The organism is Aquibium carbonis, from assembly GCF_003970795.1.
Taxonomy (GTDB): Bacteria; Pseudomonadota; Alphaproteobacteria; order Rhizobiales; family Rhizobiaceae; genus Aquibium; species Aquibium carbonis.
Genome location: NZ_RWKW01000090.1, coordinates 42961 through 59738, shown reverse-complemented (window position 1 = coordinate 59738; position 16778 = coordinate 42961). Strand labels below are relative to the sequence as shown.

General features: G+C 65.1%; 19 protein-coding genes. 16 read left to right on the top strand and 3 right to left on the bottom strand.

The window, feature by feature from the left end:
• The first annotated feature begins 5 nt into the window (after positions 1-5).
• Entirely contained in the window at positions 6-401 is a 396-nt protein-coding gene (locus tag EJC49_RS20600) for a hypothetical protein (protein ID WP_126701815.1), read from the top strand.
• A 29-nt stretch (positions 402-430) separates the two neighbouring features.
• On the opposite strand, the gene EJC49_RS20595 is transcribed toward EJC49_RS20600, so the two are convergent.
• Complete coding sequence (locus EJC49_RS20595; protein ID WP_126701814.1) at positions 431-847, bottom strand: cupin domain-containing protein; 417 nt, start codon at positions 845-847, stop codon at positions 431-433.
• Positions 848-940: 93 nt separating this feature from the next.
• Here EJC49_RS20595 and EJC49_RS20590 point away from each other — a divergent pair, with 93 nt between their 5' ends.
• From EJC49_RS20590 to EJC49_RS20565, 6 genes are all read left to right on the top strand, one after another.
• Entirely contained in the window at positions 941-1744 is an 804-nt protein-coding gene (locus EJC49_RS20590; protein ID WP_126701813.1) for an ABC transporter ATP-binding protein, read from the top strand.
• Positions 1745-1890: 146 nt separating this feature from the next.
• Positions 1891-2772 carry an ABC transporter permease gene (locus EJC49_RS20585; RefSeq protein WP_126701812.1) on the top strand — a complete coding sequence of 294 codons (882 nt, stop codon included), beginning with the start codon at positions 1891-1893 and terminating at the stop codon, positions 2770-2772.
• Positions 2769-3887, top strand: a complete 1119-nt coding sequence (locus tag EJC49_RS20580) for an ABC transporter permease (RefSeq protein WP_126701811.1) — start codon at positions 2769-2771, stop codon at positions 3885-3887. The genes EJC49_RS20585 and EJC49_RS20580 overlap by 4 nt, the downstream gene beginning before the upstream one ends.
• Before the next feature lie 23 nt (positions 3888-3910).
• On the top strand, positions 3911-4885 hold the full coding sequence (locus EJC49_RS20575) for an ABC transporter substrate-binding protein (protein ID WP_126701810.1): 975 nt from the start codon (positions 3911-3913) through the stop codon (positions 4883-4885).
• Positions 4886-5195: 310 nt separating this feature from the next.
• Positions 5196-5405, top strand: coding sequence for a cold-shock protein (locus EJC49_RS20570; protein ID WP_126701809.1), 210 nt, complete (start codon positions 5196-5198; stop codon positions 5403-5405).
• 310 nt (positions 5406-5715) lie between these two features.
• Complete coding sequence (locus EJC49_RS20565; RefSeq protein WP_126701808.1) at positions 5716-6750, top strand: fatty acid desaturase; 1035 nt, start codon at positions 5716-5718, stop codon at positions 6748-6750.
• 12 nt (positions 6751-6762) lie between these two features.
• Here EJC49_RS20565 and EJC49_RS20560 read toward each other — a convergent pair whose 3' ends face one another.
• Positions 6763-7647, bottom strand: coding sequence for a helix-turn-helix domain-containing protein (locus tag EJC49_RS20560; RefSeq protein WP_126701807.1), 885 nt, complete (start codon positions 7645-7647; stop codon positions 6763-6765).
• Positions 7648-7794: 147 nt separating this feature from the next.
• On the opposite strand from EJC49_RS20560, the gene pobA reads away from it, so the two are divergent.
• Positions 7795-8967 carry a 4-hydroxybenzoate 3-monooxygenase gene (gene pobA / locus EJC49_RS20555; RefSeq protein WP_126701806.1) on the top strand — a complete coding sequence of 391 codons (1173 nt, stop codon included), beginning with the start codon at positions 7795-7797 and terminating at the stop codon, positions 8965-8967.
• A 19-nt stretch (positions 8968-8986) separates the two neighbouring features.
• Here the strand turns inward: pobA and pcaQ are convergent, their stop codons facing one another.
• Positions 8987-9892 carry a pca operon transcription factor PcaQ gene (gene pcaQ / locus EJC49_RS20550; RefSeq protein WP_126701805.1) on the bottom strand — a complete coding sequence of 302 codons (906 nt, stop codon included), beginning with the start codon at positions 9890-9892 and terminating at the stop codon, positions 8987-8989.
• Positions 9893-9994: 102 nt separating this feature from the next.
• Between pcaQ and pcaC the strand changes: the two genes are divergently transcribed.
• The 8 genes from pcaC to EJC49_RS20510 all read left to right on the top strand — a co-directional run bounded on the left by pcaC (position 9995) and on the right by EJC49_RS20510 (position 16732).
• On the top strand, positions 9995-10396 hold the full coding sequence (pcaC, locus tag EJC49_RS20545; RefSeq protein WP_126701804.1) for a 4-carboxymuconolactone decarboxylase: 402 nt from the start codon (positions 9995-9997) through the stop codon (positions 10394-10396).
• Positions 10393-11151: a protocatechuate 3,4-dioxygenase subunit beta gene (pcaH, locus tag EJC49_RS20540; RefSeq protein WP_126701803.1), complete on the top strand. Its 759-nt coding sequence runs from the start codon at positions 10393-10395 to the stop codon at positions 11149-11151. Before pcaC ends, pcaH begins: the two co-directional genes overlap by 4 nt.
• 60 nt (positions 11152-11211) lie before the next feature.
• Entirely contained in the window at positions 11212-11439 is a 228-nt protein-coding gene (gene relB / locus EJC49_RS20535) for a type II toxin-antitoxin system RelB family antitoxin (protein ID WP_126701802.1), read from the top strand.
• A 74-nt stretch (positions 11440-11513) separates the two neighbouring features.
• Positions 11514-11678 (top strand): type II toxin-antitoxin system RelE family toxin, encoded by a 165-nt coding sequence (locus EJC49_RS26240; protein ID WP_342635368.1) that lies wholly within the window; start codon positions 11514-11516, stop codon positions 11676-11678.
• Positions 11679-11692: 14 nt separating this feature from the next.
• On the top strand, positions 11693-12304 hold the full coding sequence (gene pcaG, locus EJC49_RS20525; protein ID WP_126701800.1) for a protocatechuate 3,4-dioxygenase subunit alpha: 612 nt from the start codon (positions 11693-11695) through the stop codon (positions 12302-12304).
• 15 nt (positions 12305-12319) lie between these two features.
• Positions 12320-13402, top strand: coding sequence for a 3-carboxy-cis,cis-muconate cycloisomerase (locus EJC49_RS20520; RefSeq protein ID WP_126701799.1), 1083 nt, complete (start codon positions 12320-12322; stop codon positions 13400-13402).
• A complete protein-coding gene (locus EJC49_RS20515; protein WP_170314806.1) occupies positions 13399-14574 on the top strand; it encodes an MFS transporter in 1176 nt (391 codons plus the stop codon). The genes EJC49_RS20520 and EJC49_RS20515 overlap by 4 nt, the downstream gene beginning before the upstream one ends.
• Positions 14575-14767: 193 nt before the next feature.
• Positions 14768-16732 carry a methyl-accepting chemotaxis protein gene (locus EJC49_RS20510; protein ID WP_126701797.1) on the top strand — a complete coding sequence of 655 codons (1965 nt, stop codon included), beginning with the start codon at positions 14768-14770 and terminating at the stop codon, positions 16730-16732.
• Positions 16733-16778: the final 46 nt, after the last annotated feature.

The following is a 16778-nucleotide window of genomic DNA, read 5'->3' as shown; positions in this document are numbered from 1 at the left end:
CGCGGATGCGACCGCTCGTCATCGCGGTCTTCTGCCTGGCCACGTGGAACGCGATCGCCGAAGAGGCGGTCGCGCCTGCGGCGGATTCCCTTTGGCTAACCGGCGTCTGGGGCAATGTGCCGGGCTGCGCCTACCACAAGGGTGGCTCGCGCGACGACGACGATTCGCTGTTCGTGCTCAAATCCGATGGACTGGAGAGCTATGTGACGGGTTGCGACTTCCTCTCCGTCCAGCGCGGGAACGGCGCATCCGTCGCCACGGCTCTGTGCGGGCACGAAGGGGAGGACGTTCTGACCGCCGAACTCGTGATCATTCGCGATCCGTGGGACCCCGAGGACAGAACCCGGCGCGTGACCGACGCCGCCGGCAATCCCTGGGCCGAAGTCGAGCCATGCGAATGACGGTTCGCCACGTCCGGGCAGGGTCGTTGTCACGCAGGCACCTGCGCCTCCAGGTCGGGCAGCAGGGTGACGCTTTCCTGCTCGTTGGGGTCGGTGCGGGCTATGACTGCGGTGACGGGCTCCGACGACCGGTTGACCGGCAAATGCGGCATGTTTGCGGGGATGTAGACCATGTCGCCGGCATCGGTCTCCATCATGATTTCCAGCCGTTCGCCCCAGTACATGACCGCCTTGCCCGACAGGACGTAGATCGCGGTTTCGTGGCTGTCGTGCTTGTGGGCCTTGGCGCGGCCGCCCGGAGGGATCGTCAAAAGGTGCATGCAGATGCCCGAGGCGCCGACCGTCTCGCGCGCAACGCCTTCGAAATAGTCGAAGCCCTGCTTGCCGCCATAGGTCTTTTCGGCGCGCAGGCGCCGGCATTGGCGCGGAGTGTTGGGAGATGACATCGGGTTTCCTCCGGTTTTTGCATCGCTCATGCTGCGGAGCGGAAAAGACCCTTCTATGATGACATCGAAAGTGGCTGGCAGCCAGCAGCAGGCATGGGGGCACAGACGGATTTGACAGCAGGTTCGGTGATATCGGCCAAGGGGCTCGACCTGACGTTCCAGACGGGGGACGGCCCGGTCCACGCCCTGTCCAACGTCGACCTCGAGATCGGCAAGGGCGAGTTTGTCTCCTTCATCGGCCCGTCCGGCTGCGGCAAGACGACGTTCCTGCGCGTCATCGCCGATCTGGAACAGCCGACGGGGGGCGCCATCACCGTCAACGGCATGAGCCCGCAAGAGGCGCGCCGCCGTCGCGCCTATGGCTATGTCTTCCAGGCCGCAGCGCTCTACCCCTGGCGCACGATCGAGAAGAACGTCGCGCTGCCGCTGGAAATCATGGGCATCTCCGCGGCTGAGCAGCGCGAGCGGGTCAAGCGCACGCTCGACCTCGTCAATCTCACCGGCTTCGGCAAGAAGTTTCCCTGGCAGTTGTCCGGCGGCATGCAGCAGCGTGCCTCGATCGCCCGCGCGCTCGCCTTCGACGCCGACCTGCTCTTGATGGACGAGCCCTTCGGTGCGCTGGACGAGATCGTTCGCGACCATTTGAACGAGCAGCTTCTCGAACTCTGGGCACGGACGAACAAGACGATCTGCTTCGTCACGCATTCGATTCCCGAGGCAGTCTACCTGTCGACCAAGATCGTGGTCATGAGCCCGCGCCCCGGCCGCGTCACCGACGTCATCAATTCGACGCTGCCGAAGGAGCGGCCGCTCGACATCCGCGAATCGACCGAGTTTCTCGCCATCGCCCACCGCGTGCGCGAGGGCCTGAGGGCAGGGCAATCCTATGAGGATTGAGCGGCTTCGGAGCTTACTCCAGAGTGCCTGCGCCGCGACGGGGACGAAAGGCCTCGGTGCTCCGCTTGTGTCTGGCGGTACGTCGACGCCGGAGCACGTCCTAGACGTCCCCCTCCCCACAAGGGGGAGGGGGAACGAGGCCAGCCATGACTGACCGTCTGCGCGACAAGATCATCCCCGTCACCGTCATCCTGGCCGCCATCGTGGTGGCCTGGTATGTCGGTTCCTATGCCATGAATGCCCCGTTCCAGCGCGATCTCGACCGGCGGGCGGGCGTGACATCCACCACTTGGGAATTCGTCGTCAAGACGATGAGCCAGCCCAAGCCGACCTTGCCCGCGCCGCACCAGGTGGCGGTCAACTTTGTCGAAAACACCTTCTTCCGGAAGGTCACGTCGAACCGCAGCCTCGTGTACCATGCCGCCGTGACGCTCTCGTCCACGGTGCTCGGCTTTGCCTTCGGCACCGTCCTCGGCATCCTGATCGCCGTCGGCATCGTCCATGTCGTGACGCTGGATCGGTCGCTGATGCCGTGGATCATCACCTCGCAAACGATCCCGATCCTGGCGCTGGCGCCGATGATCATCGTCGTTCTGGCCGCCGTCGGCATCACCGGCCTGATCCCCAAGGCGCTGATCTCCACCTACCTGTCGTTCTTCCCGGTCGCGGTCGGCATGGTGAAGGGACTTCGCTCGCCTGAAATCATGCATCTCGACCTCATGCACACCTACAATGCCAGCGCCGGCCAGGTGTTCTGGAAGCTGCGGGTGCCGGCCTCGGTACCCTTCCTCTTCGCCTCGATGAAGGTCGCGGTGGCCGCGAGCCTCGTCGGCGCGATCGTCGGCGAGCTGCCCACCGGCGCGGTGGCCGGCATCGGTTCCAAGCTGCTCAGTGGTTCCTACTACAGCCAGACCATCGACATGTTCGCGGCCCTCGTCGCCGGCTCGATCGTCGCCATCCTGCTCGTCAGCCTCGTCGGGCTGGCCGGGCGCATCACCGAGCGCGTGATGGGGGCGCGGCCCGCATGAATCCCATCGCCCTGCTTCCCTGGCAATCCGTCGCGGCGCTTCTCGCCGCCATCGTCGCCTTGGCTGGACTGCCGATCCTGCCCGACGGCATGGCGCCGGCTTCGACCGCTCTGGTTTTCCTTCTCGTGCTCACGGGAGCGCTCGTGCCGCTCCTGCGGCTCCCGACCGCGACCGAGTCTTTCGTGCTCTTCGCCGCAGCGCACGGCCCGGTGTACCTCCTGCTGTCGGGCATCACGGGGCATGAGGGCCAGGCAGGGCTCGCCTTCTTCGCGCTCGTCGCTGCGTCTTGGCTCATCGCCTGGCGTCTGGTCACGGTTCTGTCGCTGGCCAGGCCGACGTCGCGTCCGATGGGCACGCTGCTGCGCCTGGTCGTTCCGACACTCTTCGGCGTCTGGCTCCTGCTCTTGTGGGAGGCGATCGTGCGCGGCGCGGGCATCCCCTTCATCCTTCTGCCGCCGCCGTCGCTCATCGGCGTGCGGATAGCCAATTCCCTGCCGATCCTGGCCGCCGACGTCCAGCAGACGATCTTCAAGTCGGTCTTTGCCGGTTACTTCATGGGGTGCGCGGCAGGCTTCTCGGTCGCCATTCTTGCCGACAGGTTCGTATTCCTGCGGCGCGGCCTGATGCCGATCGGCAACATGGTCTCTGCGCTGCCCATTATCGGCGTCGCGCCCATCATGGTGATGTGGTTCGGTTTCGACTGGCCGTCCAAGGCCGCCGTCGTCGTCATCATGACCTTCTTCCCGATGCTGGTGAACACCGTCGCCGGTTTGACGGCCGCCGGTTCGATGGAGCGCGACCTGATGCGCACCTATGCGGCCGGCTACTGGCAGACGCTGTGGAAGCTGCGGCTGCCGGCCGCAGCCCCCTTCATCTTCAACGCCTTGAAAATCAACTCCACACTGGCGCTGATCGGCGCTATCGTCGCGGAATTCTTCGGCACGCCAGTGGTGGGAATGGGCTTTCGCATCTCCACCGAAGTCGGCAGGATGAATGTCGACATGGTGTGGGCGGAGATTGCCGTCGCCGCGCTGGCGGGGTCGATCTTCTACGGAGTTCTGGCCCTGATCGAGAGGGCCGTGACGTTCTGGCATCCGTCTGTCCGTGGTGGATAGACAAACTTCAGAGGGAAAAAAACATGAAGAAAACGATCGTTTCCATGCTGGCCGGCGCGCTGTCGCTCGCTGCTTCGCACATGGCCATGGCGGCCGATGCGGTGACGCTGCAGCTCAAATGGGTCACGCAGGCCCAGTTCGCCGGCTATTTCGTCGCCAAGGACAAGGGCTTCTACGAGGAAGAGAATCTCGACGTCACCATCAAGCCGGGTGGCCCCGACATTGCGCCCGAGCAGGTGATCGCCGGCGGTGGCGCCGACGTGATCGTCACCTGGATGGCGGCGGGTCTTGCCGCCCGCGACAAGGGCGTCAACCTCGTCAACATCGCCCAGCCCTTCAAGAAGGCCGGCATGCAGCTCGTCTGCCCCGCCGACGGCCCGGTCAAGACCGAAGCCGACTTCAAGGGCCACACGCTCGGCGTCTGGTTCTTCGGCAACGAGTATCCGTTCTATGCCTGGATGAACAAGCTCGGCCTGTCGACCGAGGGCGGTGCCGACGGCGTCACCGTGCTCAAGCAGAGCTTCGACGTGCAGCCGCTGATCCAGAAGCAGGCCGACTGCATCTCGGTCATGACCTACAACGAGTACTGGCAGCTCATCGATGCCGGCTACAAGCCCGAGGATCTGATCGTCTTCAACTATTCCGCCATGGGCAACGACCTGCTCGAGGACGGCCTCTATGTTCTCGAGGACAAGCTCGCCGACCCGGCTTTCGAGGACAAGATGGTCCGCTTCGTGCGTGCCTCGATGAAGGGATGGAAATACGCCGCCGAAAATCCCGATGAAGCCGGCGAGATCGTCGTCGAGAACGGCGGCCAGGACGAGAATCACCAGAAGCGCATGATGGGTGAGGTCGCCAAGCTCATCGACAATGCCGACGGCAAGCTGATCATCGATGCCTACGAGCGGACCGCCCAGGCTCTGCTCGACCAGAAGATCATCTCCAAGCCGGCCGAAGGCGCCTATACCACCGCCATCACCGACAAGGCGATCGACTGATCCGCGAACCGTCCGCGACGACGAAAAGGGGCGGGCGACCGCCCCTTTTTGCAGGGCCGGCATGTGAATTCACAAGCGCAAACGGCTCGTTTTCGCAGGTCCGGCGAATTATATCGCGATCAACGCAGTCTTTGCCTTGTTTCGGACACCGACTACCCCTATGTAGAGCCTATCGATCTTGTTGTTGAACTTTGTTTATCGGTGTGGCGACGCACCACGGACGATCTTCCTGCTCAAAGTCGATCTACGGGCATTGTTGCGCATTCGGCGCGGCAAGCCCATTCACGTGACCGATTGAAAGGAAATCGTCATGACCATTGGCACCGTAAAGTTCTTCAATGCCACCAAGGGCTTCGGCTTCATCCAGCCCGAGGACGGCGCTCAGGACGTGTTCGTCCACATCTCCGCCGTTGAGCGTGCCGGCATGCGCACGATCGTGGAAGGCCAGAAGCTCAGCTTCGACGTCGTCCGTGACAACCGCTCGGGCAAGAACGCCGCGGAAAACCTCCAGGCGGCATAAATCCCACTTCCGGTTCGTGACCACGGATGTACTGGCACGGATTGTCGAGGTGAACGGAGAGGTCGGGCTAGCGCCCGGCCTTTTTGCTATGTAAACCTCTCCGGGCTGCCGCACGGTTTGGGGGGAGATGCCGGTGGCGGACACGCTCTATGGCTCTGGTGAATGATTCCGTTCCGACGCCTCGCGCCTCGAAACGGACACGCCCGCTCATCATGGATGGGCATGGCACGGCAACGAGCCGATTCGAACCCGCCTTGTGCCCGAGCGTCGTCGAAGACCTTTCCCTTGACATGAACCACCTGGAGACTGCGTGACAATCGCCCTTGCCACCGCCGCCGCCGTCGAGCCGAAGAAGCCATCCTGGAGCGCGCTGCTCGCGAAATATCGCCAGCCCGATCCGATTCGCAGCACCCTTGAGATCGTGGTCACCGCCGTCCCCTTCGTGGGGTTGTGGGCGCTTGCGGCGATTGCCGTTCTGAACGGTTTCTGGTGGGGTCTCGTGCTCACCATCCCGGCCGCCGGATTGCTCGTGCGGCTGTTCATCCTGCAGCATGATTGCGGCCACGGGACGCTGTTTTCGCAGCGTCGGCTCAACGACTGGACCGGGCGGATCATCGGTATCTTCACGCTGACGCCCTATGACTACTGGCGCCGCACTCACGCCGTCCATCACGCATCGGCCGGAAATCTCGATCGGCGAGGCATCGGCGACGTCGACACGCTGACCGTGCGCGAATATCGAGCCCTGCCGCGTTTCGCGCGTCTGCGCTATCGTCTCTACCGCCATCCACTGGTCATGTTCGGGCTTGGACCGGCCTTTCTCTTCGTGTGTCAGTATCGGCTGCCGATCGGCCTGATGCGTTCGGGCGCATTGCCCTGGATCTCGACCATCGCGACCAATCTGGGGATCGCGATTCCGGTGGCCACGATGATCTGGCTGGTCGGTCTCGGACCCTTCCTCCTGGTGCAGATTCCGATCACGCTGATGGCGGCGACGCTGGGCGTTTGGCTGTTCTACGTCCAGCACCAGTTCGAGGAAACGCATTGGTCGGGTGACGGCGAATGGAGCTTCCAGCACGCAGCGCTTCACGGCAGCTCGCACTACGACCTTCCGCCCGTACTGCGCTGGTTCACCGGCAATATCGGCATCCACCACGTGCATCACCTGGCCGCGACGATCCCGTTCTACCGGCTTCCCGAAGTGCTGCGCGACCATCCGGAACTGCGCTCGCTTGGCCGCATCACGCTGCTCGAGAGCCTGCGGTGCATCCGGCTGGTGCTGTGGGACGAGCAGGCCAGGCGCCTCGTCTCGTTCAAGGACGCGCGCGGGCTGGTACCAGCCTGACCGGGCGCGGCCTCAGAACTTCAGTCTCGCCCTTTCCCTGGCTCGATAGGCGGCGGGACTGACGCCCGCGTGCCGGGCGAAGAATCGGCTGAAATAGGCCGGGTCCGAAAAACCCAGGTCATGCGCGATCGATTGCGCCGGCAGGAACGTGAACACCAGATTGCGACGCGCTTCCTCCACCAGCCGGGCCGCGATCAGCGCCTGGAGGCTGCGGCCGGTGCGGGTGCGCGCGATCCGGTTCAGGTGGGCTGCCGACAAGCCGATCCGGTCGGCGTAGAAGGCCGCCGGCCGATGTTCGCGGAAATGCGTGTTGATGAGCGCTGCGAGTTGCTCCAGCCGCTGCTGGTCGCGGTCGTCCGGATCGGGGGACTGTTCGGCGCGGGCGCCGCTTGCTCGCGCAAGGTCGATGAGGGTTGCCGAGACCAGCGCTTCGGTGAGGATCATCCGGCCGATGCCGTGCCCCGCCACCTCGGCCGCGATCCGGTGGAGCGAATCGACCGCCAGCCTTGCGCTGGTTTCCGCGCCGGACACCACGCGCGTCTCGGCCGCGAAGGCGGCAAGGTGGCGGCTCGCGCCGCTCGGGATGTCCAGCCGGTCACGCGGAACGGTCACGACCAGCCCGACGATGTCGCGCGAGAACCGGAAGCCGTGCACGATCCCCGGCGGAACGAAAATGAGCGTGTCGCCGGCGAAATCCCGATAGGCATCGCCGGCCAGAACTTCTCCCTTGCCGTCCGAAATGTACAACATCTGGAAGAACGCCTGATGGCGATGCGGGCGAATTTCCCAGTCGTGCAGGCGGCTGCGCTCCTGAATCGTCTCGCAATGCAGCCAGAACTGGCTATCCCGTTCGATCTCCTCGCCATAAAGCTGGTAGGTCGGGACGTAGCGGGTCATCCCTCGACGATGCCGCAGATGCGCGGATAGTGCAAGAGATTGCGCGAAGCGTCCATTGAGGCGCTTCGGCGTCCGCGTCACATGGACTCCGTTGATCGCTCGCAGTCCCGGAGGGAGCGCCGGGCTGACGGAAACGCGGAGGAAACCATGCGCACTCAGGTCGTCATCATCGGGTCGGGGCCGTCGGGCCTCCTGCTTGGCCAACTGCTCTCCAATGCCGGCATCGACAACGTCGTTCTGGAGCGCGTCACCAAGGAGTACGTGCTGTCGCGTATCCGTGCCGGAGTGTTGGAGGAGGGCGCCTGCGCCATGCTGGAGGAGGCGGGCGCGGCCGAGCGCATGCGCCTCGAGGGCCTGCCCCACGACGGCTTCGACCTGACCTTCGACGGGCAGCGGCATCGCATCGATCTGCACGGCCTCACCGGCGGAAAGCGCGTCATGGTCTACGGCCAGACCGAGGTGACGCGCGACCTGATGGACCAGCGCGAGAAGACCGGCGGCAAGACGGTCTACGAGGCGGCCGACGTCGAATTGCACGACTTCGACGGCGACAAGCCCTACGTCACCTATCGCAAGGACGGTGTCGAGCAGCGGATCGATTGCGACTTCATCGCCGGCTGCGACGGCTTCCATGGCGCGTCGCGCAAGGCGGCGCCGGCCAGCCTGCTGAAAGTCTACGAAAAGGTCTATCCTTTCGGCTGGCTCGGCATCATCGCCGACGTGCCGCCGGTCAACCACGAACTGATCTATTCCAACCATCCGCGCGGTTTCGCGCTCTGTTCCATGCGTTCCCACACCCGCAGCCGCTACTACGTGCAGGTGCCTCTGGACGAAAAGGTCGAGGACTGGTCCGACGATCGCTTCTGGGACGAGATCCGCCGCCGACTGACGCCTGACGCCGCCGAAGCGATGACGACCGGCCCATCGATCGAAAAGTCCATCGCCCCGCTGCGCTCCTTCGTGGCCGAGCCGCTGCGCTTCGGCCGCATGTTCCTCGTCGGCGATGCCGGACACATCGTGCCCCCCACCGGCGCCAAGGGGCTGAACCTTGCCGCCAGCGACGTGCGCTACCTCTTCGATGCGCTGCGCGAATATTATGGCGAGAAATCCATGGCCGGGATCGACGGCTACTCCGCCAGGGCGTTGCGCCGCATCTGGAAGGCCGAGCGCTTCTCGTGGTGGATGACGACGCTCATGCACCGGTTCCCGGACGATGGCGGTTTCGGCCAGAAGATCCAGGAAGCCGAGCTCGACTACACCGTCAACTCGCGCGCTGCTTCGGTCGCCCTCGCCGAGAATTACGTCGGTCTGCCGTACTGACCCGGCGGTGCGTGGCCGATCAGCGCTGGCTGACGGCCACCTCCCGCAACACGCGGGCAAAATGGTCGAGGATCGGCCATGGTTCGCGATCGGCGCGCAGCGTAATCCCGACGGCGCCGCGCGTCTCGGACGTATCGATCGGCAGGCGGGCCAGCGTTCCCGCCGCGATCTCGTTGGCGACCACACCCTGCGAGATGATCCAGATCGCGTCCGTCTCGCGCAGGAAGGATCGGCCGAAACTGTCGGATACGCTTTCGATGCGCGCGCGCAGGTCCGCCAGGCCATGAGCCACCAGCAGTCGGTCGACGAAGGGCCGGATGATGGCCGAGCGCGTCGGCATGACGACCGGATAGGATCGCAGCGCGGCAAAATCGAAGGTCGCGGCCTCCATCAGCGGGTGGCCGCGGCGGACGGCGAAGACGACCTGTTCGGAATAGAGATGCTCGAAGGTGAGGCCGATCATCCGCTCCGGCGCGGCCAGCCGCCCGACCACGACGTCGAGCTCGCCGCGTGTCAGTTGATCCAGGAGGACGGCGTTTTCGCCGGTGACGATCTTCAGCCTGGCGTCGCTCGACTGAAGCAGGCTGCGTACCGCCGTCGGCATGATGCGGGCCGAAACCGTCGGCAGCGCCCCGACGCGGAGCGGTGGCGCTTCGTCGGCCGTCACGCGGCGCACCGCGTCGACCCCCTTGCGCAAGGCGGCGAGGCTGGCCCCGGCATGGCGCCGGAACTCCTGGCCGGCCGACGTCAGGCGGATGCCGCGCCCGTCGCGCTCGACCAGCGCGCAGCCGAGTTCGTCTTCCAGCTCGCGCAGCGTACGCGTCACCGCCGGCTGCGACACTTTCAGCGTGGCCGCCGCCTTGCCGACGCTGCCATGCCGGGCGATCTCGAGGAAGGTGGTCAGGTGGCGGGTCTTGACCTGCATGGATCATCCATATCAGAAAAATTATCGGTTCTGCCGGAAATGGCATTATTCTTAACTGGGTTCCGATGGTATGTATACAGCATGACGATCAGGGAGGACGGCGTGACCGACAGCGAAGCGAAATCCGCCCGTTACGACGAAGGCATGGCAACCCGGCGCAGCGTGCTCGGCGGGGACTATGTCGACAAGGCGCAGGCGAAGAAGACCGCCTTCGACGAGCCGTTCCAGGATCTCATCACCGAAGCCGCCTGGGGCCACGTCTGGTCGAGGCCGCATTGGACGAAGCGCGAGCGCTCGATGGTGACGATTGCCCTGCTGGCTGCCCTTGGCCACTATGACGAGGTGGCCATGCATGTGCGGGCGACCGCCAATACCGGCGCGACCCCGGACGACATTCGCGAGGCGATGCTGCACGTGGCCATCTATGCCGGCGTGCCCGCTGCCAACCATGCGATCAAGATCGTGAAACAGACACTTGCCGAGATGGAGGAGGCCAGCACATGACTGCGAGCAACGGTATGTCCAACCAGCGACCCGAGACGGGTTCGTTCTTCCAGCGCGACCGCGAGTGGCATCCGCCGGCATTGACCCCGCAGTACAAGACCTCCGTCCTGCGGTCGCCGCAGCGGGCACTGATCTCCCTCGACAACACGATCAGCGAGATCACCGGGCCGACCTTCGGTCACAACATCATCGGTGAACTCGACAACGATCTGATCCTGAACTTCGCCAACCCCGGCCAAAGCGCCATCGGCGAGCGGATCATCGTGTACGGGCGCGTGCTCGACGAGCGCGGCAAGGGCGTGCCGAACGTGCTGGTGGAGTTCTGGCAGGCCAATGCCGGTGGGCGCTACCGCCACAAGAAGGACGGCTACCTGGCGCCGCTGGATCCGAATTTCGGCGGTTGCGGCCGTACCATCACCGGCGAGGACGGCTTCTACTCCTTCCGTACCATCAAGCCGGGCCCCTATCCGTGGCCGAATGGCGTCAACGACTGGCGGCCGCGCCACATCCATTTCTCGATCTTCGGCAATGGCTTTGCGCAGCGCCTGATCACCCAGATGTATTTCGAGGGGGATCCGCTGATCTGGAAGTGCCCGATCGTGTCGACCATTCCGAGCCGCGAGGCCATCGAGGCGCTGATCGCGCCGCTGGACATGGAGTCGACGATCCCGATGGATTCGATGGCCTACAAGTTCGACATCGTCCTGCGCGGTCGTCGCTCGACGCTGTTCGAAAACCGGCTGGAGGGGAATTGATCTGCCGCAACCGGCCGCGTTGAATACATGGACTACATGTATTCAACGCGTAGCGCTCACATGCCGACCTCGATCCGACTGGAGCCTGAAATCGAAGCCCGTCTCAACGCATTGGCCGCCCGGACAGGGCGCACCAAGGCCTACTACCTGCGGGAACTGATCGCGAACGGTCTCGACGACCTGGAGGACTACTACGCCGCGGTCGAGGTTTCTGAGCGGATCCGCCGGGGTGAGGAGAGGACCTATTTGTCCGAGGACGTGAGGCGCGAGCTTGGCTTGGACGATTGAGTACTTGGAGAAGTCCAGGAAGACGCTTCGGACGCTCGATCGGCGGGTCGCGAAACGCGTCGTCGGGCTATCGTGTGGCGGCGGGTGATCCGCGCAGCCTGGGAAAGGCGCTGCACGCGTCGCTGGAAGACTACTGGTCCGATCGCGTGGGCGACTATCGGCTCATCTGCGAGATCAGGCACCAGAAACTCGTCGTGCTGGTCGTGGAGATTGGCCACAGATCGGACGCTTATCGCTAGTTGGGAGAGAAACCATGCAAACGCTCGCACGCTTGAAGGAAACCGCCTCGCAGACAGCGGGCCCTTACGTTCACATCGGCCTGACGCCGAATTTCTGCGACATCGGCGGCATCTATCCGGCCGATCTCGGCACGCAACTGGTCAACGACAAGACCAGGGGCGAGCGCATCACGGTCAAGTCGCGCGTCATCGACGGCTCTGGAACGGTGCTCAAGGATGCACTGGTCGAGATCTGGCAGGCCGACGCCGACGGGCTCTACAATTCGCCGGCCGAAATGCGCGGCTCGGCCGATCCCAACTTCACCGGTTGGGGCCGTTGCCCGGCGGACATGGACACTGGCGAGTTCGTGTTCCAGACCATCAAGCCCGGCCGCGTCCCGTTCCGTGACGGTCGTCTCATGGCGCCCCACATCACCTTCTGGATCGTGGCGCGCGGCATCAATCTCGGCCTGCACACGCGCATGTATTTCGGCGACGAGGACAAGGCGAACGCCGAGGATCCGATCCTGCAGCGGGTGGAGCACAAGGTGCGCGTGCCGACCCTGATTGCTCCGCGCGACGGCGACGTCTACACCTTCGACATCCACCTTCAGGGTGACAAGGAAACGATCTTCTTCGACATCTGAGAGCGCGTGCCCTTCATGTCCGTATCGCCCTTCGAGCACCCCTACCTCAGCGGTCTGCTGGGCGATGCGGACATGGAGGCGCCCTTCTCCGTCGAGGCGGATGCGAGCGCCATGCTCGCCTTCGAGGTCGCGCTTGCGAAGGCGCAGGCCGAGGTCGGGTTGATCCCGGCGGAGGCGGCCAAAGCGATCGAGGCGGCGCTGGCCGGTTTCTCGCCCGACGTCGAGGCCCTCAAACTCGGCGTCGGCCGGGACGGTGTGGTGGTTCCCGAACTCGTCCGCCAGTTGCGCCAGGCGGTGGCTGGCGACGCGGCCGCCTTCGTGCATGTCGGCGCCACCAGCCAGGACGTGGTCGACACCAGCCTGGCGTTGCGCCTCAAGCCGGTGCTGGCCATCCTCGACGCCCGGCTCGCCGCCGTGTCGACCGCCTTGCAGGCGCTCGACGATCGCGACGGCGCCGTCGAGGTCATGGCGCATACGCGCATGCAGGCGGCTATTCCTGTTGCGGCCTCGCGCAAGATCCGTAGCTGGCGCGACCCGCTGGCGCGTCACCGCGAGCGCCTTGACGCGGTCGCGGCCGACATCGGCGTGGTGCATTTCGGCGGCGCGGCCGGCACGCTGGAAAAGCTCGGCGACCGGGCGGGCACAGTCACCAAGCGGCTTGCCGATCTGCTCGACTTGCGACCCGTCGACCGTGCCCGCCACTCCGAGCGGGACGGCGTTGCCGGTCTTGCGTCCTGGCTGTCGCTCGTCACCGGCAGCCTTGGCAAGATGGGGCAGGACATTGCGCTTGCCGCGCAGAGCGAGGTCGGCGAGATCAAGCTGTCGGGCGGCGGCGGATCCTCGGCCATGCCGCACAAGGTCAATCCCGTTGGCGCCGAGACGCTGGTGACGTTGGCGCGCTTCAACGCGACGCTTCTGGCCGGCATGCATCAGTCGCTCGTTCACGAGAACGAGCGGTCGGGTGCGGCCTGGACGCTGGAATGGATGCTTTTGCCGCAGATGGTGATGGCCTGCGGCGTCTCGCTGCGCATCGCGCAGGCGCTGCTGGCCCAGGTCTCGTTTCGTCCAGGTGGCGCCGACATGAAGGACGTTTCGTGAAGGATCGCTGGCTCGTCGCCTATTGCGGCGTCCTGATGTCGATTTCGTCCTTCTCGGTCGACATCACGCTGCCGTCCTTTCCGGACATGGTCGCGGACCTCGCGACGCCATTCGAACTCGTCCAGTGGACGATCACCTCCTACATGATCGGGGCGGGGGTCGGGCAACTGTTCTGGGGCTCGGCATCGGATCGCTTCGGCCGCCGTCCGATTCTCGCCGCCGGTCTTGCGCTCTTCCTGCTCGGTTGCCTGGGCGCGGCGTTTGCCGCGTCCATCGAGTTGATGCTGGCCTGCCGGGTCCTGCAGGGGCTCGGCGCTGCCGCCGCCATCGTGTCGTCGCGGGCCATTATCCGCGACCGCTACTCCGGCGAGGCGCTGGCCCGAAACCTGGCGCTTGCCACGGCCATCTTCGCCGTCGGCCCGATCTTCGCTCCCTTGCTCGGCGCAAGCGTTGCGGCGCTGGCCGGCTGGCGCTTCATCTTCCTCGGCCTCTCGGTCTTTGCCGCCGGTCTGCTGGTCGTGCTGGTCAAGGTACCCGAGACGCTGCCCCGGTCGGCGCCCGATGCGCTTCGTCTCCAGGTTTTCGGGCAGCGAACGGCACGCCTCTTCCGACATCCGCAGTCGCGCCATTTCATGCTCCTGTCGGCCGTGGTGATGGCCTCGATGCTCTTCATCCTCGCCTCGACGCCGCGCATCTACGAGCACGCCTTCGGGTTGAGCGGAACGACCTTCGCCCTCTACTTCGCCTTCCACGGGCTGGGCATCGTCGCAGGTCAGATCGCCAACCGGCGGCTGATCCTCGAGATCGGCATCGTCAATGCCATGATCGCGGCCAATCTCGTCCTCATCGGCTCCGTGGTGCTGATGCTCGTCGCCATCGGCGCGGGCGTCATGAATGCCTTCGTGATGACGGCGCTGCTGACGCTCTTTGCCACCAGCTATCTCATCGTCTACTCGAACGCGGCCGCCATGGTGCTCGATCCCCATGGCGACATTGCCGGCTTCGCGGCAGCCTTCTACGGTTTCACCAGCCAGATCGGCTCGGCATTGATCGTGTCGATCCTCGTGTTCCTGACCGGCGACAGCGTGGCCGGTTTCGCGGTTGCGCTGCTCGTCATCTGCCTCGTCTGCTTTGGCGCTTTGCTTGCGTGGCGCAAGCAACGGCGTGTCTGACCGACAAAACCGGCACGCAAACGTGGCCAAAACGCCCGCGAACCGGCTTAATCCGACCTTAACTGCAATGCTCCATGGTGCATCCAGGCGGGTGGCATCATTCTCCGGGCCGTCGGCATGAACCGCGGCGAGGGGATGTCGCCGAGATGTGGGACAGGACGCGGGCGTCGAGCCACGCAGTCGGGGGCCGGTAATGAAAATCAGTGGTAAGATCTATTCCATCGTGGCGCTCATGGGCTTCGTCGCCGTGATCATCGGCGGCATCGCTGGATACACGGTGCTGGAATACAACAAGCGGCTCGCCGCTCTGGACAACGCGGCGGAGCGCGCCTTGCAGGGCGAGCGGCTCAACCGATACGTGACGGCCGTCGTGATGGAATCGCGTGGCATCTATTCCTCGGCCACGACCGAGCAGGCAAAGCCGTTCGCCGACGGGATCATGCAGTTCCTCGACCGCATGGACACGGTGCTGGCCGCGTGGCGCCCGATGGTCGATGCCGAAGGCCTTCCAGACTTCGATCGCGTGGTGGCACGGGCCGGCGAGTTCCGCGCCTTCCGCACCGAGACGGCGCGGCTTGGCCGCGAGGTTTCGCCCGCGCTCGCCAACGAGCAGGGCAACAACACGGACAACCGCACCAACCGCCGCAACTACCAGGCCGAGATCGATGCCGTGGTGCAGCGCGACCAGCAGCAGCTGGCCGACATCAAGGCGGGCATCGAAGCCTTCCAGTCGAGGATGATCATCCTGCTCGCCTCCACGACGCTGCTCGGCCTCCTGCTTGGCACGGGCGCCGCCGCCTACATCGGTACGGTGCAGCTCAGCCGGCCGATCCGCAGGCTGACCGGCACCATGCAGACCCTGGCGGAGGGCGACCTGAAGGCCGAGGTGCCCTTTGCCGACCGCAAGGACGAAGTGGGCGAGATGGCGCAGGCCGTGCTGGTCTTCAAGCAGAACGGCATCAAGGTGAACGAACTGAACGCCCAGGAAGCGGCGCTCCAGGCCAAGAGCGCCGACCTGCAGTCGAGCATCGCCGAGGTCGTGTCCGCAGCCGTCCAGGGCAATTTCGGCCGCCGCATCACCAAGGACTACGCCAATGACGACCTCAATCGTTTCGCGGCCAGCGTCAACGAGCTCCTGACCAGCGTGGACGCGGGTGTGGCCGAGGTTCGCAGGGTGGTCGCGTCGCTGGCCGATGGCGATCTCACCCAGTCGATGACCGGGTACTTCCAGGGCGCCTTCGAGGAGTTGCAGACCAACGTCAACGCGGCGATGAGCTCGCTGCGGGCGGCGATGGGCGAGGTGCGCACGACTTCCGACACGATCAACGGCAACACGACCGAGTTGCGCAATGCCGCCGACGACCTGTCGCGCCGCACCGAGCAGCAGGCGGCCTCGCTGGAAGAGACCTCGGCCGCGCTCGAGGAGATCACGGCGACCGTTCGCACGTCGACCAGCCGCGCTCAGGAAGCCAGCCAGATGGTGGATGAGGCAAAGCGCAGCACGGAGGAGTCCAACCGGGTCGTCGGCGAGGCGGTCGTTGCCATGGGCCGCATCGAGCAGGCCTCCGGCGAAATCGGCAAGATCATCAGCCTCATCGACGAAATCGCCTTCCAGACCAACCTTCTGGCGCTCAATGCCGGCGTCGAGGCGGCACGGGCCGGCGAGGCGGGCCGCGGCTTCGCCGTCGTGGCGCAGGAGGTGCGCGAGCTCGCCCAGCGCTCGGCCACCGCTGCCAAGGACATCAAGGGGCTGATCAGCAAGTCGACCGAGGAAGTGGCCACCGGCGTGCGCCTGGTGACCGACACCGGCGAGGCGCTGACCACCATCCAGAGCCATGTCGTCAAGATCAACGAGCACGTCCGCTCGATCGCGGTCGCGGCGGCCGAGCAGTCCACCGGCCTGCACGAGATCAACATCGCTGTGAACCAGATGGATCAGGTCACGCAGCGAAACGCGGCGATGGTGGAAGAGACCACCGCGGCCACGCACAGGCTTTCGGAGGAATCCGACAATCTTGCCCGGCTCATCTCGCGTTTCAGGCTGGAGGGTGGTTCGTCCCATCCGCGCGAAGCCAACGACCGGATGCAGGCCACCGCCTCGCCGGCGCGCGCGCTCGGTCAGCGGCTCGCTGGCGCATTCGGAGCACGGGCGAGCTAGGCTTTCCCGCTCAATCGAACGATGACGGGGCTGGCGATCACCGCCG